The following is a 22,307-nucleotide window of genomic DNA, read 5'->3' on the forward strand; positions in this document are numbered from 1 at the left end:
TCTGATGAAATGATATACTCTAAAAGGATTATATTAAAGAGGTGGAAAATCGTGCGATTAGAGCAATACACACAACCATTTGTTTCCCCATTCTATAAAGCATATTTAGAGGACTCTGCAAGTCTTTCCTCTTTTTTTCATTATGAATGGAACCAAGAGGATTTAAATAAAAGACTTCAAGAGACCGATTACTCAAAACATAAAAGAGTTGAGCTGGCTGGCGTTATTACTAGCTATATGGACCAGTTTGGTATTTCTGAGAAAAGTAGAAAACATATAGAGGAATTGAAAGATAACGGCGTGGTTGTAATTGGTGGACAGCAGGCAGGCATATTGACCGGTCCTATGTATTCCATCCATAAAGCCATTTCAGTGATCGTTCTTGCGAAACGTCAAAGAGAAATACAAGGTATACCGGTAATTCCTGTATTTTGGATAGCAGGTGAGGATCATGATATCGATGAAATCAACCATGTTTACATAGAGAAAAGCAGAAAGCTCCAAAAACTCGTTTTCCCCGAAAGATCGAAGTTAAAGAAAATTGCTTCAGAGACAACATTTACGAAAGAAACGATGCTAGCCTATTTAGAAGAGATTTTCAAAAGCTTGCCTGAAACATCCCATACGAAAAAACTATACTCAAAGTTCACTCATTTTGTAGAGGAACATTCCAACTTCACTACGTTTTTTTCGGCAATTATGAACGAATTATTTTACGAAGAAGGACTGCTTATGATTGATGCAGCCTATCAGCCTCTTCGCCAGTTGGAATCTGACTATTTTGTTCAAATGATTGAACAGTCCTCGGATTTGGCAGGTTTAGTATTCCAAAAGGAACAACAGCTTGACCAACTAGGGTATGGGTCTCCAATTCAAGCGAAAGAAACAGCTGCTAATTTGTTTTATGTAGAGGATGGCGAACGTTTTCTTCTAGAAAGAGAGAGCAATTCTTTTGTACATGAAGCTAAGGGAATATCTTTCACCAAAGAAGAGCTTATTGCGATTGCTAAAGATCAACCTGAGAAACTTAGTAATAACGTTGTTACACGACCATTAATGCAAGAAATGGTTTTTCCGGTATTAAGTTTTATTGGTGGCCCAGGCGAGATAGCTTATTGGGCTACATTAAAAGATGCCTTCCAATTATTTAATATGAAAATGCCGGTTATCACGCCGCGACTTAGCATATCTTTAGTCACTCCTAAGGTGCAATCGCTACTAGATAAGCTGGAATTCTCGATTCCTGATGTTTGGAGTGGAGAGGTCGAGCTTTCAAAAGCTAGGATGATTGAGGAAAATCAAAATAAGGATGTCTCCTTGTTCATCCAGTCAATTAAAGATGATTTAGCAAGTAAGTATGAAGAACTTAATCAATTACTAAAACGAAATGATATTAAGCTTACATCTTTAGTAGAAAAAAACTTGGATTTTCATGAAAAGCAGCTTACCTTCATGGAGAATGCAGTAGAGGATACTATTTTAACCAAGCTAGATTCTTCTATTTATCGTTATGACCAATTAATGATTCAGCTTATGCCTAATGGTGGTCTACAGGAAAGAACTTATTCTCCTATTCAATTACTAAATGAAAAAGGACAGGACCTCCTTGTAGAATTACTTCAGGTTCCATATGAATTTAATGGTAAGCATCATGTAGTGTCTATATAATGTATCTTGCTCCTCTCCCTTAATGGGAGAGGAGTTTTTCATTTCTAATAAGAGAAGCATTATTTGTATTGAATTTGATGAAAGGGAAATAATTAACTCGTTTTTTATAATCTATTGGATGTAAATTATGACTTGTAAAATCATATTAAAAATCGAAAAACAAGAGATTTTAAGATGTATTTGTTTTTTTGTTAATTTTCTCTTCTTTAGAAATATTAAATGTTGTTTATCTATTACATCGATTGTTAGTTAAATTTAATACAAATTTAATGAAATATAGGTTTAAGCTTCAGAGTAATGGGTAGCTCTTTTTTCTTCCAAACCCTTGTCATATTTGCTCTAAATGTGTTTTAACAAGTACTAATTACGCATTTTCAAATTTTCTCCACTAATTTACGAAAAAATTGTGGAGGAAAGTGGGGGGATGTGGTATGTTATTGACATAAAGTGGGGTGAGTAGCATGTTCATGGGCGAATACCAGCATAACGTCGATCCTAAAGGGAGAATAATCATACCTTCTAAATTTAGAGAGCATTTGGAGGATTGTTTTGTTTTAACTCGTGGTCTTGATAATTGCTTATTTGGTTATCCTATGAATGAATGGCGAAAGCTCGAAGAAAAATTAAAAGAACTACCTGTAACTAAAAAAGATGCACGAGCATTTACTCGTTTTTTCTTTTCTGGTGCTACAGAGGTAGAAATCGATAAACAAGGCCGAATCAATATACCAAGTAATCTGAGGGCATATGCAAAAATGGACAAGGAGTGTATTGTTCTTGGGGTGTCCAACCGTCTGGAAATATGGGCGAAGGAAGCTTGGGAAACATACTTTGAAGACTCTGAGGATTCATTTAACGACATTGCGGAGAATATGATCGGCTTTGATATATAAGAAATGGAGGGAAGAGCTTGTTTCATCATACAACAGTACTACTCCACGAGACGGTAGATGGGCTAGCTATTCGTCCCGATGGAATTTACGTTGACTGCACACTAGGTGGTGCCGGTCACAGCGAATACTTAATCAAACAGCTCAATGAAAATGGTAGGTTAATCTGCTTCGATCAGGATATAACAGCTATCGAAAATGCAAAAGTAAAGTTAGCTCCTTACTTGGACCAAGTCACTTTTGTTCACTCCAATTTTCGATATTTAAAAAAATCCTTAAATGATTTAGGGATTGAAAAGGTTGATGGGATTTTATATGACTTAGGCGTTTCCTCGCCTCAGCTAGATACCCCTGAACGTGGTTTTAGCTATAACTACGATGCTCCTCTTGATATGCGGATGGATCAAACAAGTGAATTGACAGCTTTCCATGTCATCAATGAATGGCCTTATGAAAAGTTAGTGAAAATCTTTTTCCGTTATGGAGAAGAGAAATTTTCCAAGCAGATTGCAAGGAAAATAGAGCAGGCAAGGGAAACTGCGCCTATCGAAACTACCTTCCAGTTAGTTGAGTTAATCAAAGCGGGAATTCCGGCTGCAGCTAGAAGGACAGGTGGGCATCCAGCCAAGCGTATTTTTCAAGCTGTCCGAATAGCAGTGAACGATGAGCTTGGAGCAGCTGAGGATTCACTCGAGGATGCAATACAGCTTATAAAGGTGGGGGGACGAGTTAGCGTTATTACTTTCCATTCTTTAGAAGATAGGCTAACAAAGACTATCTTTAAGGAGGCGTCCTCACTTCCAGAGTTACCGCCAAACTTACCAGTTATCCCGGCTGGAATGGAACCTATGCTGAAGTTAATAACTAGAAAGCCAATTTTACCTTCGAAAGAAGAGCTAGAAGTAAATAACCGTTCAAGATCTGCCAAGCTGCGCATTGTGGAAAAACTAATCGAAAAGGGAAGTGTTTAAATGGCTTTACGTAACTATCAGTCAGAGACATACATAGCTAGGCCTTCTTTTCCAGAGCAACCACCACAGCCAAAGAAGCCGGCAAAAATAAAGAGTAAAATACTATCTAAGGGTGAAAAGTTTTTATTTGTAGGATTATTGATCGTTGTAACTGTGCTTTCGTTAATGATTGTTCAAACTCAAACAGACGTTAGAGCAACTACGAAAGAGATTTCTTTACTTGAACAACAAATAGATACTACTTCAAAAGAAAATACTGACTTGTCCATACAAGTACGTGAATTATCTACCTATGATCGAATTTGGAAAAAGGCAGAGGAACTCGGCTTGAAACTAAATGAGCAAAACGTAAAGGTAGTACCAGGACAATGAATAAAAAATTTCGTTTTCAATGGGGAGCCTTTCTAATGTTTTTACTTTATGGAGGGCTCTTTTTTGTATTGCTAAGCCGCTTTGTATTTATTCAGGTTACAGGTACAGCAGAAGGGGAAGTTTTAGCTTCAAAAGCAGACGATAAGTATGGACGTGTTCAAGAAATACCAGCAAATCGAGGCAATATTGTAGATCGTAATGGCGAGGTAATTGCAGAAGATACCTTAAGCTATAAGATGATTGCAATTACGAGAGCAGAGGTTTCAGGTAATAGTAAAGTCCCTCGACATGTTGTGGATCCAGAGGATACTGCTAGAATACTTGCAGAATATATTGATATGTCAGAGCAAGAGATTCTAGAGATATTAAATAAAGGTATTGAAAAGGACAAGTATCAAGTCGAGTTTGGCAAAGCTGGAAGAGATATTAGTCATAAGAAAATGTTAGAGATTAAGAGTTTAGAACTTCCTGGAATTCAGTTTAGCCAAGATTTAAAAAGGTTATATCCTAATGGGACATTTGCATCTCATTTAATAGGATTTGCTCTCAAGGAAGAGAACAAGGATGGGGAAGCCATTGCAGTGGGGAAAATGGGACTGGAGTACATTTATGATAAAAAGCTTACTGGTGTGCCAGGTAAAGTGGAATATCATAGCGATACAAAAGGCTTCTTACTTCCTAATGCAAGCAAGATGGTCACAGAAGCACAAGATGGCTATAACATTCACTTGACGCTCGACAAAACAATAGAAAACTTTTTAGAAGATGCTATGAATAAAGCAGAAGAAAAGTATAATCCTGAAAAAATGACAGCCATTGTTGCAAATGCTAAAACAGGTGAGATATTAGCAATGGCTCAACGACCGACATTCGAACCGAATACGAGAGAAGGACTTTCGACCAATTGGTTGAATGAAGCCATTGAGCAAACGATAGAACCGGGTTCTACGATGAAAATCTTTACTTTAGCATCTGCTATTGAAGAGGGTGTTTGGAATCCAAATGATCAATTTAAATCGGGTACTTATAAAGTCTATGATAGAAAGATTAGAGACCATAACGATGGGGTAGGTTGGGGCACTATATCTTATCTAGAAGGTTTCCAAAGATCTTCTAACGTTTCCATGGCTTTTTTACTAAATAAAATTGGAGACGAAACCTTTATTGAATATATTCGTCGATTTGGTTTTGGGGAGCCCACTGGTATAGACCTTCCGAATGAAGCAAGTGGTATTGTAAATGATAGGTATCCGATTAATATATACACAACTACTTATGGGCAAGGTGTTACTGTCACTCCTATTCAATTAATACAAGGAATGACAGCTATTGCAAACGAGGGTACCATGTTACAGCCTTTTGTAATTGATAAAATCGTTAATCCTAATACTGGAGAAGTTGTAGATGACAACGAACCAGTGGAAAAGAAATCTCCTATTTCGGCAAGTACTGCAAATCAGGTAAAGGAAATTCTTGCTAGTACTGTTACATCTGATCATGGTACAGCACAACGATTTAAGCTAAATGGGTATACTTCAGCTGGAAAGACGGGTACAGCGCAAATTCCAAAAGGGGATGGAAGCTACTTTTGGGGAAGACAGCTATTCCTATATTCCTTTTTAGGGATGGCTCCTGTAGAAGATCCACAGCTCATCGTGTATGTTGCCGTACAGAAACCGAAAATTAAAGCGACAGAGGTAGGATCACAGCCTGTATCGGAAATATTTAACTCTGTTACTGAAAATAGCTTGAAATATTTAAATATAGAACCTGAAAACCTTGAATTATCTAAACCGATAAAAATGCCTGATTTAATTGGTAAAAATGTGTTAGACAGCCAAATGGCGTTAGAAACTCAAGGATTAAAAACTGTTATAATTGGACAGTTGGATCAAGTGTTAGAGCAATATCCTAAGGCTGGCACCTCTGTTATTTCTCAAGGAACTGCGTTTATAAAAGGGAGTGGGGAAATAGTACTTCCGAACTTTGCAGGGTGGTCAAAAAGAAATCTTATGATTTATAAGTCACTTTCTGGGTTGCCTATTGAAATAATAGGAGATGGCTTTGTGTCGAAGCAAAGTTTAACAGCTGGCTCAGTTGTTACTAGTGACTCACCAATTGTAGTTCAATTGTCGAGTCCAAAGGAAATTGCTGAAAACAGCGTAGTGGAAGAAGAATTGGAAGAACTACCGCAAGACTAGAAGAGTACTAGAATAGTTAAGGACGTTTTCTCATAAGCTATCTAAAACGGACATAAAGGAGAAAACGTAATATCTAAACTTAAACAAGTTATTCGGCTACGGATGATATGGGTTATTACGCTGCTGTTGTTTCTGGCGGTAGCGGGAAAGCTTATTCAGCTTCAGTTTTTTCAGTTCAGTGAATTGACTACTAAAGCTAAGGAAAGCTGGGACCGAGAGCTGCCTTATGCTTCTGAAAGGGGCAATATTCTTGATCGAAATGGGGAGGTAATAGTTGGTAACAGACTATCTCCTACCCTTTTCTATATGCCTTCCCAAAATAAAGAACCAGAGAAGGTTGCAAAAGAAATTGCACCATTGTTAGAAGTGGAAGAGAGTAAGCTATACGAACAGATTAACAAGAGAGCTTATCTTGTTAAAATTGCTCCAGCAGGGAAGAACATTACGTCTGACTTAGCTATGCAGATTCAAGATAAAAATGTAAAGGGTCTGTATGCTGGTATTGACTATGTCAGAGATTACCCGCATGGTAAAATGCTTTCGAGATTGTTAGGCTTTACCGGATATGATGCCCAGGGGCTTGCTGGAATCGAATATCAATACGATTCTGTCTTGAAGGGCAAAGAATCAGCCATTCGAATGTTTACTGATGCTAAAGGCATTCCACTTCCACATGTGGATGACAGTTGGAAAAATGGACAAAATGGTAACCATGTCCAATTAACAATCGATATGAAAATTCAAACCGTAGTAGAGAGAGAATTGTCACAAGCAATGGATAAATATGAGGCAACGCAAGGCATTGCAATCGTAATGAATCCTAATAATGGAGAGATACTAGCACTAGCTTCGGCTCCAAATTTTGACCCTTCTTCTTATCAAGAAGTTGATTCTACTATTTACAATCGTAACTTACCAGTTTGGATGACATTCGAACCTGGATCCACGTTTAAAATTATTACGCTTAGCGCAGCACTCGAAGAAAATGTTGTTAACTTAGATAATGACCATTTTCATGATGCTGGTTACACAATTGTAGAAGGAGCAAGACTGCGATGCTGGAAACGACAAGGGCATGGTAGCCAAACGTTTCTGGAAGTTGTAGAAAATTCCTGTAACCCGGGATTTATAGAATTAGGCAGGAGAGTTGGACCTGACAAGCTTTCAGAGTACATAAAGAAGTTTGGATTTGGTCAATCCACAGGTTCTGGAATGGCTGGAGAATCTTCGGGCATTCTATTTAGTAAAGATGCTTATGGGCCAGTTGAACATGCAACCACTTCATTTGGCCAAGGTATTTCTGTCACACCGATTCAACAAGTTCAAGCAGTAGCAGCGGCTATTAACGGCGGCTATTTGTATAAGCCTTATATTGTTAAGAACATTGTGGATGGAGAAACAAATAAAATTCTATCTACAGCAGAACCAGAAATGAAAACGCAAGTAGTATCAGAAGCAACTTCTCAAAAAGTACGTGAGGCACTTGAACACGTGGTTGCTCATGGTTCCGGTAGAAACGCCTATAGAGACCAATTACGGATAGGTGGAAAAACTGGGACTGCACAAAAGGTTCAGAACGGCCGATATATGGATGGAGAGTACATTGTTTCTTTCATCGGCTTTGCTCCTGCGGATAAACCAGAACTTATAGTATATGTAGCAATTGATAATCCAAAGCATAGTACTCAGTTTGGTGGAGTAATTGCCGCACCAATAGTAGGTCAAATTATTGAAGATTCACTTGAGGTTACCGGTGGAGGTAAACAATTAGAGAAAGATTATAGATGGGGAGACGTTCAAACCGTCCGCGTCCCAAATCTTGTAGGAACTAAAAGAAAAGAAATTACATCGTACATGTATCCGTTTCAAATTGTTTGGCACGGCGATGGAGATGAAATCTTAACTCAATTACCGAAAGAAAACAGTCTTATTCCGTTAGATGGGACTATACATGTTTACACAAAATAAAAATAACTATAGTACATTCATGATTAGTTGTGCGTATTTAAGGAGATTTTTTTATGACATTGTCTACAACGTTAATTACACTTATTGCTAGTTTTTTAGTATCTGTTATACTTGCCCCGATTATTATCCCCTATTTAAGAAGGATGAAATTTGGGCAAAGTATAAGAGAAGAGGGGCCAGAATCCCATCAGAAAAAAGCTGGAACACCTACCATGGGTGGTTTAATATTTTTAACCTCAATCATTGTGACAACACTTGCTATTTCGTTTATATTTGACAAGCTTACGACACAGTCAATCGTATTGTTGTTAGTATTAGTGGGCTTTGGGTTAATTGGGTTCTTGGATGATTTTATAAAAGTAGTTTTAAAGAGAAATTTAGGTTTAACTTCTCTACAAAAACTAATCGGACAAATAATTATTGCGATTATTGCCTTTTTCTTGTTAAAGCTAGGTCCATTTGATACTTCAATTTCCATTCCATGGACTGATATTACGCTTTCTTTAGGTCAGTTCTATGTTGCCTTTTTAGTGTTTTGGCTAGTTGGCTTCTCCAATGCAGTAAACCTATCAGATGGGTTAGATGGTCTTGTATCTGGTACAGCATCAGTATCCTTCGCTACTTTTGGAGTGCTTGCTTTAATATACGAACAAACGGATATTGCAATTTTTGCCTTTAGTGTTGCTGGAGCCTTGTTAGGTTTTCTATTGTTCAATAAAAATCCTGCTCAAGTTTTTATGGGAGACACTGGATCACTAGCTTTAGGTGGAGCACTAGCTATGGTTTCAATTCTTGTTCAACAAGAAGTGCTTCTATTGATCGTTGGGATTATCTTTGTAATAGAAACATTATCGGTTATATTACAGGTCATTAGCTTCAAAACTACTGGTAAGAGAATATTTAAAATGAGTCCGATTCACCATCATTTTGAACTTTCTGGCTGGAGTGAACGTAAAGTTGTCACCGTATTTTGGGCTATTAACTTTGCGGCAGCAATGTTTGTAGTGATTATGGAGGTTATGTAAATTGAAACAGCTACCTTTTGTATATCATAAAAAAATACTTGTTTTAGGCTTAGCCAAAAGCGGTACAGTTGCTGCTGAGCTCTTGCATGACTTAGGAGCATTTGTCACAGTTAATGATTCCAAGCCATTTGAGCAAAATGAAAATGCTCAATATCTTTTGACCAAAGGATTGACAGTCATTTGCGGTAGTCATCCAGAAGACTTGCTGGATGAAGGGTTTAATCTAATCGTAAAAAATCCTGGAATTCCTTATACGAATAGTGTAGTTGCAGAAGCTATAAAAAGAGGTATTCCTGTATGGACAGAAGTAGAGCTTGCGTATCGTATTAGTGATGCTCCCATGATCGGAATTACTGGGTCAAATGGTAAAACTACTACAACGACTCTTATATACGAAATGTTGAATCATGCTTCTAAGCAACCGTTAATTGCGGGTAATATAGGTACTGTTGCCTCTGGGGTTGCAGAAAAGGCAACTGCAGACAATACAATTGTTATGGAGTTATCCTCCTTCCAGTTGATGGGAACTGAACAATTAAAACCTAAAATCTCAGTTTTAATGAATTTATATGAGGCACACTTGGACTATCATAAGGATTATCAAGAATATACAGACGCAAAATTTAATATTACCAAAATGCAGGATGAAAATGATTGGTTTGTCTATAATGCAGAGCAACAGTTAGTTCAAGATTATGCTGATAAAAGCCAAGCACAAAAGGTTCCTTTTTATGTTAGCAAAAAGACAGCTAATGGTATAAGTGCCGACGATCAATTTGTATATTGGAATGGTGAACAACTTTTTGAACGCTCCCTTATTGCACTACGAGGTAAGCATAACTTGGAGAATGTATTAGCTGCAACTGCTGTGGCTATTTTGTCAGACTGCTCGTTAGAGAGTATTAAATTTGTATTACAAACCTTCCAAGGTGTAAGGCATCGCACTCAGTTTGTGTTAGAGTCAGATGGACGTAAGTTCTACAATGATTCTAAAGCTACTAATACGCTGGCTACCAAAAGTGCGTTAGAAGGGTTTACTGAGCCTGTCGTGTGGATAGCGGGTGGAGTTGATCGAGGACATTCGTTTGATCAGCTTATTCCTTATTTACCTAATGTAAGAGCACTTGTACACTATGGTGAAACAGCGGAAAGACTACAGAAATTTGGAGAAGAGAACCATATACCCTTCGTGAAAAGAGTCTCTAATTTAGAGGAAGCCACTCGTTTAGCTGTGGAGGTATCAGAAAAAGGAGACATTATTCTTCTTTCTCCCGCTTGTGCAAGCTGGGATCAATATGAGAGCTTTGAAATTCGAGGGGATGAATTCATCAAGGTTGTTGAATCTTTAACGAATAATTGAAAGGATGAAATAATCGAAAGATAAACGTAAGTTACTATTCTTATCGTCTGTATTATTTTTATCAATTATTGGAATTTTGTTTGTGCATTCAGCCGGATCGTATTGGAGCGAGGTTCATTATCAAGGGCAAACGCCTTTCGCTTTGAAACAGAGCTTGTATTTAATAGTTGGGGTGGCAGGAGCATTTTTTATACAAAATAAATCATTTCTCCGCCTTCCCACATTTTGGCACGTTTTATATATCATATCGGTGGTATTGCTTATAGGGGTATTGATTCCTGGTATCGGTGTCGTACGGAATGGTTCACAGAGTTGGATATCTCTTGGTTTTACAAACTTTCAGCCTGCAGAGCTGTCTAAAATTGCTGTATTAGGCGTGTTGGCTTTAGCTTTAGCAAAGGAACAAAAAAACAAAGGTAAACTATATATGCGTAGCGCACTTCTACTCTTGCTTCCAATAGGGTTAATAATGGTTCAACCAGATTTTGGATCTGCTTTTGTATTAGTTGTAGCAGTATTTATGCTGTTATTTGTTGCAGGACTTCCTTTAAAGTTTTTTTTCGCCATTGGATTATCTGGGGTAATAGGTTTAGCAGCACTAATCATTTCTGCTCCGTATAGGTTAGTTAGGATCCAAGCTTTCTTGGACCCTTGGAAAGACCCTTTAGGTTCTGGATTCCAAGCAATTCAATCACTATTAGCCATTGGTCCAGCTGGTCTATTCGGTTTCGGCTACGGAAATAGTCGCCAAAAGTTTTTATATTTGCCAGAGCCACAGAATGATTTTATCTTCTCCATTTTATTGGAGGAAACGGGATTTATCGGTGGGATAGTTGTAATCTCTGCCTTTGTTGTTTTTTTCACTACTAGCTATATGATGGCTTCCCGTGCGAAGACAAGAGAGGCCCAATTAATGATAGTAGCCTTAACCTCCTTACTTGTTGTACAAACGTTTTTAAATATGGGAGTAGTAACTGGCTTGTTACCTGTTACAGGGGTAACCTTACCATTTATTAGCTATGGCGGGTCATCCTTAGTAATGACCTGGGGGATTATCGGAATCATTTTAAACTTGGCTAATACATCTAGTACAGAAGGGAGGCGGTAGAATGGAAAAAGTCATCGATATCGAAGATCGAATACCTACCTTAAAAGAAAAAAGAAGACGTAGAACAAACAAAAAATTTTCCATTCTACTTTTTCTCTTTGTCTTTACTCTATTGGTCTTGCTTTATTTTCAATCGTCTTATAGTCAGGTACAAAAAATAGAGCTAGATGGGGCTAAGCTTTTCTCCGTGAATCATTACATTGAACAAAGTGGTCTAAAAATTGGAGATTCCATGTGGAGCTTTAAGGAAAAAGACATAGAAAATTCATTGGAGAAAAGCGATTGGGTAGAATCAGTTCAAGTTAAAAGAAAATGGCTATCCAGTGTTCATATCGAAGTTAAAGAATTTAAACAAGTTGGATATGTAGAAAAGGAAAATGCACTTCAAATAATTTTGGAAAATGGTAAGACTATAATTCCAGAAGATGAGATTGTTCCTGTCGAAGGGCCAATCATCGCAGATTTTGAAGATGAAAAAATTCGATTACGTCTTATAAAAGAACTTAAAAAGTTGAATAGTGAAGTGTTATTAACTATCTCTCAAATAAACTACGTCCCTACAGAGAATGATATATACTCTATTCAAGTTTTTATGAATGATGGTAATGAGGTACAAGCTCTAATCCCGTCATTTTCAAGTAAAATGAATTATTATCCGTCGATTATTTCACAAATAAACCCAGATCAAAAAGGAGTAATCGATATGGAGGTAGGGTCATATTTTGAACCCTATCAAAAGGTTTTAAATGAAACTGAGGGTGAGGAGGCCATTGAGGATGAAGAAGAGGAGTCGTCTTAATGTTCCTTTTCGTGGACGTATTCTTATCTCGCTGGTTAGTTTAGTGTTAGGGTTCATTTTAGCTTATTCCTATAGCATGGCATCTGCAGATAAAGAAATAGAGGGTAATGATAGCTATTCGTTGGAAATACAAAAGTACAGAGAGCAGCTAATAGAACAGAAGGAAATGAATAAGGAATTAACAGAAGAGATAAATAAAAAACAACAGGCTATTAGAGTTTTTGAAAAGTCATTTGTGGATAGCGAAGAAAGCGTGGAAGAGTTAGTAAAGGAGGCTGAAATGCTTCGGTTACTAATGGGAGACATTCCATCTGAGGGGAAAGGCATTTCAATAGCTTTGCAGGATGGTGAGTATAATCCTTCTCAGGAAAACCCAAATGATTACATTGTTCACGAAAGTCATGTATTTAAAGTGATAAATGAGCTAAAAATATCAGGAGCAGAAGCAATTACTATTAATGGACAAAGGCTTCATGCTCAATCTTACATATCGTGTACTGGCCCAGTGATAACCGTCGATGGACGAGCTTTTCCCGCGCCTTTCACAGTTGAAGCCGTAGGTGATCCCAAGGTATTACTAGCATCTGTTAACTTAGGTGGCGGTATTGTAGATCAGCTAACAAACGATAATATCGTAGTCACCGTTGAAGAAAAGAGTAACATCATGATGCCTGCCTTGCGTGGGGACCAAAATTAACAAAGGCAAAGGAGGGCCGAATACATGAAAAAAACCGTCTATATTCGGTTTACTATAATTTTGTTGATCGTTGGTTTCATGATTGCCATTCAATACAATACAGTAAAACAACCAGAAACTCGCGATACGCGTGATGTATGGGAGATTCGCCAAGAGCTTGCCACGGAAACACAGCTGCATTCCGAATTGTTGTCGGAAGTGCGCCTGTTAGAGGAGACAGTTGGCAAGTATGACAATATGGTCAATGAAAGCCCTGAAATAGCTTTAAATGAAACCGTTAAACAATTAAAACAGGATATTGGTATAGCTGATTTTAAAGGTCCAGGACTAACCATAACAATTGAACCCTCTTTAGAGAGTATGATGGTGGGGGAGCAAATAGAAGAAATATCTCCTGATTTATTAATTCGATTAATTAATGAGATTAATCGCTTTAAAGCGGAGGCAGTAGAAGTGGATGGCAAAAGGATTGTATATTCCTCTGCTATAAGGGATGTAAACGGCAGGACGACGGTTAATAACCTGACAATAAAAAAGGCCCCCTTCACTATTAAAATTGGCACCTTAATATTAGAAGACGCTAAGAAAATGTATAACCAGCTACAAGCATCTCCTATCGGAGATAATTTTTACATTGATAATCTAAGACTAACTATAGGTGAACCGGAAGATGAGGTTACAATACAAGCCTTTGATCAATCAGTAAATATGGAATTTTTACAAGAAGTGCCAGGGGGAGAATAGTTATGTGGTTGCCGTTTTTAGGATTAATACTTGGAATATCACTTGGCTTAATGACTGATATTCAAATTCCAGAGGTTTATGAAAGCTATTTATCCATTGCTGTTTTAGCTGCACTAGATACTTTGTTTGGAGGAATTAGGGCACAACTTCAACAAGTTTACGATGATAAAGTATTTGTTTCCGGTTTCTTCTTTAATATTGCTTTAGCTGCTGGTCTTGCCTTTCTGGGGGTCCATTTAGGGGTAGATTTATATCTAGCGGCCATCTTTGCTTTCGGTGTTCGACTCTTTCAAAATATAGCTGTGATTCGTCGAATAATATTAACAAAATGGCCTGAGAGAACAAAAAGATAATGTTTTGTGCTATAATTTACTATTTCTTTAGAAAATTTTAGACTTTATAGGTTTTTTACAATAGAATAATAAATAAAGAGTTATTAGGAGGTGCCACGGGTGAATCAATCAGAAATGTACGTATCATTAGATATTGGGTCGTCTTCCATTAAAGTATTAATAGGTGAAATGAGTGATGACTCGCTGCATGTAATAGGAGTAGGAAATGTTAAATCAAACGGTATTAGAAAAGGCACCATTGTTGATATAGATGCAACTGTTCAATCGATTAAAAAAGCCGTTGGTGAGGCTGAAAGAATGATAGGAATGTCTATACATGAAATAGTGTTAGGTATACCCGCTAATTTAGCGAATATACAAAACGTTAAAGGTGTTGTCGCTGTCAATCGAGAGGACAGAGAAATAACAGACGCAGACTTGGACCGCGTATTAGAGTCTGCTCAAGTAATGTCTATTCCTCCTGAAAGAGAGCTAATTAACATTGCTCCCAAACAATTTATCGTGGATCATTTAGAAGAGATAAAAGATCCTCGCGGAATGATTGGAACTCGTCTAGAATTAGACGGTTTAATGATGACGACATCCAAAACGATTTTACATAACGTGTTACGATGTGTGGAAAGAGCAGGCCTTCAAATTAGAGAGATTTATCTTCAACCATTGGCAGCAGGACATTTTGCCTTAACTGAGGATGAAAAAAATCATGGTACTGCCTATATTGATATTGGTGGAGGCTCTACAACCATAGCAATATTCAGAGAAGGTCATTTAGTCAATACTGCTGTTATTCCTGTAGGTGGGGACCATATCACTAAAGATTTATCTATCGTTTTAAAAACCCCTACAGAACAAGCAGAAATGATAAAATTAAAATATGGACATGCCTTTTACGATGACGCGTCGGATGATGAGTTATTCGAAGTACCAGTAATTGGTGCTGATATGAAAGAGCAATATTCTCAACGATATATAGCAGAGATTATTGGCGTACGTCTAGAAGAACTATTTGAGTTAATTCTTGAGGAATTTTACCGTATGGGATTACAAGATCTCCCAGGTGGAGTAGTAATCACAGGTGGAGTTGCTAAACTTGAGGGTATCGGACAATTGGCGAGACACATATTACAATCGCGTGTTCGACTGTACACACCAGATTATATCGGCGTTAGAGAACCACAATATACAACAGCTGTTGGCCTTATAAGATATGCCTATAAAGAAGATCTTTTCTATGGTAAAATTGGCAATAGCCATGCATTATCTCAAATGGCACACAATGAAGTAGTAGCAAGCACTAAAAAACAAAAACAACCACAAAAAAATTCAAACAATGAAAACAAAGAGAGTGCAATGAGTAAGGCGAAGAAACTTTTTGACAAGTTCTTTGAATGAGAAAACTTTATCATAGTTGAAAGAATATAGGAGGCAATAGCATGTTAGAATTTGAAACAAACGAAGATCAATTAGCAATTATTAAAGTTATTGGAGTCGGTGGCGGCGGAAATAACGCAGTAAATCGTATGATTGAACATGGCGTCCAAGGGGTAGACTTTATCGCTGTAAATACAGATGCACAAGCCCTTAACATGTCAAAAGCTGAAGTAAAACTTCAAATTGGTGGTAAACTAACTCGTGGTTTAGGAGCAGGAGCTAACCCAGAGGTAGGTAAAAAAGCAGCTGAAGAAAGTAAAGAATTAATAGAAGAAGCACTAAGAGGTGCAGACATGGTTTTCGTAACCGCGGGAATGGGTGGCGGAACTGGTACAGGAGCAGCTCCTGTAATAGCTCAAATCGCTCGTGACTTAGGTGCTTTGACTGTCGGAGTAGTAACACGTCCATTTACTTTTGAAGGTCGCAAGCGCTCTACACAGGCTGTAGGCGGGATTGGCATGATGAAGGAAGCCGTTGATACACTAATTGTTATTCCTAATGATCGCCTATTGGAGATTGTAGACAAAAATACTCCAATGCTAGAAGCATTTAGAGAAGCTGATAACGTTCTTCGTCAAGGTGTCCAAGGTATCTCTGATTTAATCGCAGTTCCTGGTCTTATTAACTTAGACTTTGCTGATGTTAAGACAATTATGTCTAACAAAGGAGCAGCACTAATGGGGATTGGTATTTCTGCAGGAGAAAATCGAGCAGCAGAAGCAGCTAAAAAGGCTATTTCTAGTCCGTTACTTGAAACTTCGATTGATGGAGCGACAGGTGTATTAATGAATATCACTGGTGGCTCAAATCTTTCCTTATTTGAAGTACAAGAAGCTGCAGACATCGTAGCATCTGCTTCAGATGAAGAAGTTAACATGATCTTTGGTTCGGTTATCAATGATAACTTGAAAGATGAGATTGTAGTAACAGTAATTGCAACCGGTTTTAATGAAGAAGTAATTATGCAAAAACAACCTAGAGGGACAGGCTTTGGAACTGCACGTGCTCAGCAAGCAGCTACTACACAGCGTGAAACTAGAAAAGAAGAGCCACAGTCTCAACCGCAGCCTTCTTATCAGCAGGAACGTCCTGCTCCAACTCATAATCACCAAGATGATGCTTTAGATATACCAACATTTTTAAGAAATCGTAATCGCAGAAACTAATAGGTTAATAGATAAAAAGTAATCTGGTTAATAGCGATTGCTCAGGCTATAGACTTTCAAAGAGATTTGAAATGTCTATAGTCTTTTTTATTGTTCAGGAAATTATAAAATTCTGAACCTGTGGATAAATAGATGTCTAGCTCCACCGCCTTGCCCCTCGGGGTCAAATGGGAAAATACTGCGGTGGCTGAGGAACTGCCTCCTCGCATTTCCCCATTTGCCTGTCACTCATCCCGCTGGAGCTCCAATCAATAATTGTCTCATTATTTTTCATCTTTTTGTTCTTAGTCTTCGTCTCATCAAAGGTTTATGAAATCGATTCAACTAGTAACGAAAAAAACTCATACCATAATTCTTTCTATAATTTTGTCGTTTAAAAAATTTACTTTTGAACGCTCCTTTGACAAATTTCTTATAAATCGGATGTTAAGCTTTTATCAAAAGGAGGAGAGCTATGTACGCAGAAGTTATGATTGCAACAAACACCTTTTTCAACTATACCGTTTTAGCGTTTGCAAACAGAATTGGTTGGATTGAAAACAAAAAAAGATACCTGCTTCTGTCTGCATTTGTTGCGGGATTGATAACCGTCGTTTTTTCTAATCATTTCATTACGCTATTTTTGACTTTCTTTCTCATGATTGGAATAGCGTTTTGGAAAAAAAGGACACAAATCGTCAAAGCCATTTCATTAACATTACTAGCAAGCATCTTTGCTGGTGGACTACTTACAGCAATTGCCCCAATGTACCATAATGCGAGTAATTCATTCATGATTATCAATTATGCATTAATTGCTACTGGTGGTTTATACCTCCTCACGAAACACGTACTTAGTCTGCATATTTCACAATCGGAAAGAGAACTTATTTATCCTTCTAGCATTAAATTATTCAATCAAACAAAGGAACTTACACTATTTATTGATTCTGGGAACGTCTGTACAGAACCACTTTCTAATGATCCTGTACACTTTATAGCAGCAGAAGCTCTTCGTCCCATTCTTCCAGAACTTCTTTATGATGTGATAAATAGCTGGGATAGCACACATTATAAAGGTTTGGATATGCTTCCAAAAGAGTATGCGAGTAAGGTTCGTCTAATACCAATTGCAACCGTTCAAAAGGAAAAGTCATGGGTAATAGGCATTAAATTCGATGAATGGGTCGTAAATGATCAACCTTTACCAAAAGGTTACATCGTACTAACGAGAGGTAAGGACAAATTTCCACACGAGGCAGACGGTATCTTACATAGTTCCTCGTACTATCATTTGAAAAAAAGGAGTGCTAAATAATGATATTAAATATGCTACGTCGATTTTATTATTGGATTCTCTCATTTAGAAGAAAAGGAGTCCATTATATTGGTGGAAGTGAATCATTACCAAAACCATTGACGAGAGATGAGGAACGAGAAATGCTACTAGCTTTTATGGATGGAGATGAGTACGCAAGAGATGTGTTAATCGAAAGAAATTTAAGACTTGTAGTATACATTGCTAGAAGATTCGATCAAACGAATACAAACATAGAAGATTTAATTAGTATTGGATCCATCGGACTTATAAAAGCGGTAGAAACGTTCAATTTAGATAAAGGCATTAAATTAGCAACCTATGCTTCAAGATGTATTGAAAACGAAATTCTTATGCATTTGAGAAAAACGAACCGCATGAAATCAGAAGTTTCATTTGATGAGCCTTTAAATTCTGATTCAGATGGTAATGAATTACTGCTTTCCGATATTCTGGGTACAAGTGAAGATCTAATAATAGAGGATGTCGAAAAAAAGCTAGAACGTCAGCATGTTTTTGAAGCTATAAATTTATTGGGAAATAGAGAAAAATATATTATGCAATGTCGTTTTGGGCTTAACGGACAAGAGGAAATGACTCAAAAAGAGGTAGCTGATCATCTTGGAATTTCCCAATCTTATATCTCAAGATTAGAGAAAAAAATAATTTTAGATTTAAAAGAAGTACTGAATGAACCGATTGCCTAATGGGTGAAATTGGATAGCTATGCTCCGAATAATCTTTTAACCGGCGGATAAACTGACTAAGAACTATTAAAAAGTCCGGAGGAAGATCTATGACGAGAACAAAAGTTGAATTATGCGGCATTGACACATCAAAGCTTCCTTTACTAACCCACGAAGAAATGAAAGCATTATTTATTCGCTTACAAGCTGGCGAAGATTCGGTTAAAGATGAATTGGTAATGGGTAATTTAAGATTAGTTTTAAGTCTAGTACAGCGCTTCGCTTATAGAGGCGAGCAAGCAGATGACTTATTCCAGGTAGGTTGCATAGGGCTTATAAAGTCCATTGAAAATTTTGATTTAAAACATAATGTGCGTTTTTCCACATATGCAGTGCCTATGATCATTGGTGAGATAAAAAGACATTTGCGTGACCACCATTCTGTAAGAGTTTCTAGATCATTAAGAGATATTGCTTATAAGGCTATGAAAGCCAAGGAACAATATATTAACGAACATTTGGAAGAACCGACATTAGAGGATTTGTCTAAAATACTTGAGATACCAGTAGAAGATATATTATTATCGCTAGATGCAATTCAAGATCCTGTCTCTCTTCAAGAACCAATTTTCAGTGATGGAGGAGATGCTATTTATATGATGGATCAATTATGTGATAATGATGTATCAGAAGATCAATGGGTTACTTATTTTACGGTAAAAGAGAGTTTTCAAAACTTAGACTCGCGACAAAAGAAAATATTAACGAAAAGAATATACTTTGGTGCGACACAAACCGAAATAGCTACCGACCTGGGTCTCTCGCAGGCTCAAATCTCAAGACTAGAGAAAAGTGCTTTATCTACTATTCAAAATCAGTTAAATCCTAAATAACAATCCTTAACGCTTTTTCTCGTCAGAAAAAGCGTTTTTTTCTATTTTCATGAATATACTATTAAAAAGGAGGGGAACTGTTGAAGTTTTCAGATGCGCAACAAAAAGAAGTCATTGAGGCTAATTCAGGGCAATTACTGGGCTTTATAGTGGATGCAGAAATAGATAAAGAAACAGGTCATATCATTTCCTTTATTGTAGAAACTAATGGGGCATACCCCACATTTTTCAATAAAAAAAGGGAAACGAAAAAAATTAGCGTACAAAATATAGCTGTTATTGGAAAAGATGTAATAATTGTTGCTAAAAACAGAGAATAGGTACTGTTCTTTATTGATAAAACGCCATTTCATTGATACAATGAACAAAACACTAGATGAAGAGTTGGTTTAAAATGTCAAATGTTCATAATAATTTAATTAACATTCAAAAGCATATTGAAGAAGCCTGTGTACGCTCTAATCGAAATTTTGACGATGTAACACTTATTGCTGTTACAAAGGAAGTTTCAGTAGAACGTACGGAGGAAGTTATTCAAAATGAAATATTGCATCTTGGAGAAAACAGACCTGAAGGACTTAAAAGAAAATTAGAAGCTATTTCAGCTAACGTAAAATGGCACTACATAGGCTCATTGCAAACTAGGAAAGTAAAATCGGTAATCAATGAGATAGATTATTTGCACTCCTTAGATCGTAAAAGCTTGGCCGAGGAAATTGAAAAAAGAGCAGACAATGTTAAAAATTGCTTTGTTCAAGTGAATGTTTCTGAGGAACAATCCAAGCATGGTCTATCTATGGAAGAAGCTGAATTGTTTATTGACACTCTTAAGGATTATTCACATATACGTGTAGTCGGTCTAATGACAATGGCACCGAATACGGAAGATAAGGCTTTAATACGAAACGTTTTCCGTAGCTTAAAAGAGCTTCAACTAAGAATTGCTGCAAAACAACTTCCACACGCCCCATGTAAGGAGCTATCCATGGGTATGTCCGGAGATTACGAAATAGCTATTGAAGAGGGAGCTACATTTATACGAATAGGAACAGCATTAGTCGGCAAAGACAAGGAGGATGAATGAGTATGAAGAATTGGGTAAAAAACTTCTTCTATTTAGAAGAGGATGAAGATACTACAACACCTCAGCAACCTAGAACACAAAATCGTGCAGTAGAACCAGAACAAGTACGACAACAGCCAGTAAAATCATCATATCCTAAAGAACGCAAATTTAATGCTGCTCCTAAGGAAACTGCTGCTACGAATCTTGTCAGTATTCAAAATATGCAAAAGTCCTCAAAGGTAATTTTAATTGAACCGAGAGTCTATGCTGAGGCACAAGACATTTCAGAGCATTTAAAGAACAAAAAAGCAGTTATAGTTAATTTACAACGTATTGACAAGGAACAAGGAATTAGAATAATCGACTTTTTAAGTGGAACAGTATATGCTTTAGGTGGAGATATTCAAAGAATAGGAACAGATATATTCTTATGTGCCCCTGATTCGGTAGAAGTAGCGGGCTCAATATCGGATTACTACTACAACGATCTAGATTAATAGAGGAGTTATTATAATGGATTTGATTTTATTTTTATTGGCACAATTAGTACAAATTTACTCATTTGCGTTGATTATTTATATCTTTATGTCATGGGTACCTAATGTGAAAGAATCTACGGTAGGACAATTTTTAGGGAGAATATGTGAGCCCTACTTAGAGCCCTTTCGTAAGATTATCCCACCAATAGGTATGATTGATATTTCACCGATTGTTGCTATATTTGTTCTTAATATAGCTATGAGAGGGATTATATCTCTAGGTCATTACATTTAACCTCACATTTGTGAGGTTTTTTTAAAATATATTATTTATTCTTGTCCCCTCGGGTTAAACAAAGGCAAGCAATTTAACTAAACTAAAAGGCTATGTTAAAGGTTATGGTTGATTTACGATGCAAAGAAATCTTAAATCAGAGAGTAGAATTGATTTCCGCCCCAGCCGGACGCTTTCCGTGGGGTGAGCGATAAGCCATCACCCGTCGCTAACGCGCGCGGTTGTGATGTCTTATCTGTCTCACTCATCCCACTGGAGTCGCCGTCTGTCGCTCCAATCAATAAATAGGAACAGCTTGAGCATCGATAAAGTGCTAATAAGTTTACTCATATAAACAAAGCTGAAAGCTCTCACCAACCCCCATTTCATCATCTATTTATGTTCTTAATAGCCATTTGAAAGTTCCTTTTTCAATGTTTACAGTCACTATAAAAAAGAATTGTTAGTCTAAATCAACCAATAACTTTAACAAAGCTAACTAAAAAAAGTTTTTCTGTGCTTTTCTCCATTTGCCTGTCGAGGCAGAGACAGGCGATTGTGCTTTTCTTATTGTCTAGCTCCATCGCCTTGCCCCTCGGGGTCAAATGGATAAAAGCTCCGGTGGCTGAAGAGCTGCCTCCTCGCTTTTCTCCATTTGCCTGTCGGGGCAGAGACAGGCGATTGTGCTTTTCTTGATGTCTAGCTCCATCGCCTTGCCCCTCGGGGTCAAATGGATAAAAGCTCCGGTGGCTGAAGAGCTGCCTCCTCGCTTTTCTCCATTTGCCTGTCGGGGCAGAGACAGGCGATTGTGCTTTTCTTGATGTCTAGCTCCATCGCCTTGCCCCTCGGGGTCAAATGG

21 protein-coding genes and 1 pseudogene are annotated in these 22,307 nt (G+C 37.4%); all 22 read left to right on the plus strand.

Translation table 11 applies throughout. The features are described 5' to 3' along the window. Positions 1-51: 51 nt before the first annotated feature. On the plus strand, positions 52-1,668 hold the full coding sequence (bshC, locus tag HF876_RS05065) for a bacillithiol biosynthesis cysteine-adding enzyme BshC (RefSeq protein WP_169358977.1): 1,617 nt from the start codon (positions 52-54) through the stop codon (positions 1,666-1,668). A gap of 461 nt (positions 1,669-2,129) precedes the next feature. Continuing rightward, on the plus strand, positions 2,130-2,561 hold the full coding sequence (mraZ, locus tag HF876_RS05070; protein WP_169358978.1) for a division/cell wall cluster transcriptional repressor MraZ: 432 nt from the start codon (positions 2,130-2,132) through the stop codon (positions 2,559-2,561). A 17-nt stretch (positions 2,562-2,578) separates the two neighbouring features. Continuing rightward, positions 2,579-3,529, plus strand: a complete 951-nt coding sequence (rsmH, locus tag HF876_RS05075; RefSeq protein ID WP_169358979.1) for a 16S rRNA (cytosine(1402)-N(4))-methyltransferase RsmH — start codon at positions 2,579-2,581, stop codon at positions 3,527-3,529. Beyond that, positions 3,530-3,901, plus strand: coding sequence for a cell division protein FtsL (gene ftsL, locus HF876_RS05080; protein WP_169358980.1), 372 nt, complete (start codon positions 3,530-3,532; stop codon positions 3,899-3,901). Between the two features lie 35 nt (positions 3,902-3,936). After that, on the plus strand, positions 3,937-6,102 hold the full coding sequence (locus tag HF876_RS05085; RefSeq protein ID WP_169358981.1) for a penicillin-binding protein: 2,166 nt from the start codon (positions 3,937-3,939) through the stop codon (positions 6,100-6,102). A 102-nt stretch (positions 6,103-6,204) separates the two neighbouring features. Then, complete coding sequence (locus HF876_RS05090; RefSeq protein ID WP_169358982.1) at positions 6,205-8,070, plus strand: penicillin-binding transpeptidase domain-containing protein; 1,866 nt, start codon at positions 6,205-6,207, stop codon at positions 8,068-8,070. A 53-nt stretch (positions 8,071-8,123) separates the two neighbouring features. Then, on the plus strand, positions 8,124-9,095 hold the full coding sequence (mraY, locus tag HF876_RS05095) for a phospho-N-acetylmuramoyl-pentapeptide-transferase (RefSeq protein WP_169358983.1): 972 nt from the start codon (positions 8,124-8,126) through the stop codon (positions 9,093-9,095). Position 9,096: 1 nt separating this feature from the next. Then, positions 9,097-10,455 carry a UDP-N-acetylmuramoyl-L-alanine--D-glutamate ligase gene (gene murD, locus HF876_RS05100; protein ID WP_169358984.1) on the plus strand — a complete coding sequence of 453 codons (1,359 nt, stop codon included), beginning with the start codon at positions 9,097-9,099 and terminating at the stop codon, positions 10,453-10,455. Between the two features lie 49 nt (positions 10,456-10,504). Continuing rightward, positions 10,505-11,563: pseudogene (locus tag HF876_RS05105) on the plus strand (FtsW/RodA/SpoVE family cell cycle protein); the annotation flags it as partial. A 1-nt stretch (position 11,564) separates the two neighbouring features. Beyond that, complete coding sequence (locus HF876_RS05110; protein WP_169358985.1) at positions 11,565-12,362, plus strand: cell division protein FtsQ/DivIB; 798 nt, start codon at positions 11,565-11,567, stop codon at positions 12,360-12,362. Beyond that, entirely contained in the window at positions 12,340-13,059 is a 720-nt protein-coding gene (locus HF876_RS05115) for a DUF881 domain-containing protein (protein ID WP_169358986.1), read from the plus strand. The genes HF876_RS05110 and HF876_RS05115 overlap by 23 nt, the downstream gene beginning before the upstream one ends. 24 nt (positions 13,060-13,083) lie before the next feature. Further along, the gene (locus tag HF876_RS05120) at positions 13,084-13,803 is read left to right on the plus strand and encodes a DUF881 domain-containing protein (protein WP_169358987.1); all 720 of its coding nucleotides are present in this window, start codon (positions 13,084-13,086) and stop codon (positions 13,801-13,803) included. A 2-nt stretch (positions 13,804-13,805) separates the two neighbouring features. Then, positions 13,806-14,156 (plus strand): small basic family protein, encoded by a 351-nt coding sequence (locus HF876_RS05125; RefSeq protein WP_169358988.1) that lies wholly within the window; start codon positions 13,806-13,808, stop codon positions 14,154-14,156. Positions 14,157-14,255: 99 nt separating this feature from the next. Continuing rightward, positions 14,256-15,548 (plus strand): cell division protein FtsA, encoded by a 1,293-nt coding sequence (gene ftsA / locus HF876_RS05130; RefSeq protein WP_169358989.1) that lies wholly within the window; start codon positions 14,256-14,258, stop codon positions 15,546-15,548. Positions 15,549-15,589: 41 nt separating this feature from the next. Next, a complete protein-coding gene (ftsZ, locus tag HF876_RS05135; RefSeq protein WP_169358990.1) occupies positions 15,590-16,753 on the plus strand; it encodes a cell division protein FtsZ in 1,164 nt (387 codons plus the stop codon). A 454-nt stretch (positions 16,754-17,207) separates the two neighbouring features. Next, complete coding sequence (locus HF876_RS05140) at positions 17,208-18,050, plus strand: sigma-E processing peptidase SpoIIGA (protein WP_169358991.1); 843 nt, start codon at positions 17,208-17,210, stop codon at positions 18,048-18,050. Continuing rightward, complete coding sequence (gene sigE, locus HF876_RS05145; RefSeq protein ID WP_240949634.1) at positions 18,050-18,757, plus strand: RNA polymerase sporulation sigma factor SigE; 708 nt, start codon at positions 18,050-18,052, stop codon at positions 18,755-18,757. Before HF876_RS05140 ends, sigE begins: the two co-directional genes overlap by 1 nt. A gap of 89 nt (positions 18,758-18,846) precedes the next feature. Then, complete coding sequence (gene sigG, locus HF876_RS05150; protein ID WP_169358992.1) at positions 18,847-19,629, plus strand: RNA polymerase sporulation sigma factor SigG; 783 nt, start codon at positions 18,847-18,849, stop codon at positions 19,627-19,629. A gap of 80 nt (positions 19,630-19,709) precedes the next feature. Continuing rightward, complete coding sequence (locus HF876_RS05155) at positions 19,710-19,949, plus strand: YlmC/YmxH family sporulation protein (protein WP_169358993.1); 240 nt, start codon at positions 19,710-19,712, stop codon at positions 19,947-19,949. A 74-nt stretch (positions 19,950-20,023) separates the two neighbouring features. Beyond that, the gene (locus HF876_RS05160) at positions 20,024-20,713 is read left to right on the plus strand and encodes a YggS family pyridoxal phosphate-dependent enzyme (protein WP_169358994.1); all 690 of its coding nucleotides are present in this window, start codon (positions 20,024-20,026) and stop codon (positions 20,711-20,713) included. Then, on the plus strand, positions 20,710-21,192 hold the full coding sequence (locus HF876_RS05165) for a cell division protein SepF (protein ID WP_169358995.1): 483 nt from the start codon (positions 20,710-20,712) through the stop codon (positions 21,190-21,192). The genes HF876_RS05160 and HF876_RS05165 overlap by 4 nt, the downstream gene beginning before the upstream one ends. 16 nt (positions 21,193-21,208) lie before the next feature. Next, on the plus strand, positions 21,209-21,469 hold the full coding sequence (locus HF876_RS05170; protein ID WP_169358996.1) for a YggT family protein: 261 nt from the start codon (positions 21,209-21,211) through the stop codon (positions 21,467-21,469). The last annotated feature ends 838 nt before the right edge of the window (positions 21,470-22,307 follow it).

This window comes from Psychrobacillus sp. BL-248-WT-3, from assembly GCF_012843435.1.
GTDB lineage: Bacteria > Bacillota > Bacilli > Bacillales_A > Planococcaceae > Psychrobacillus.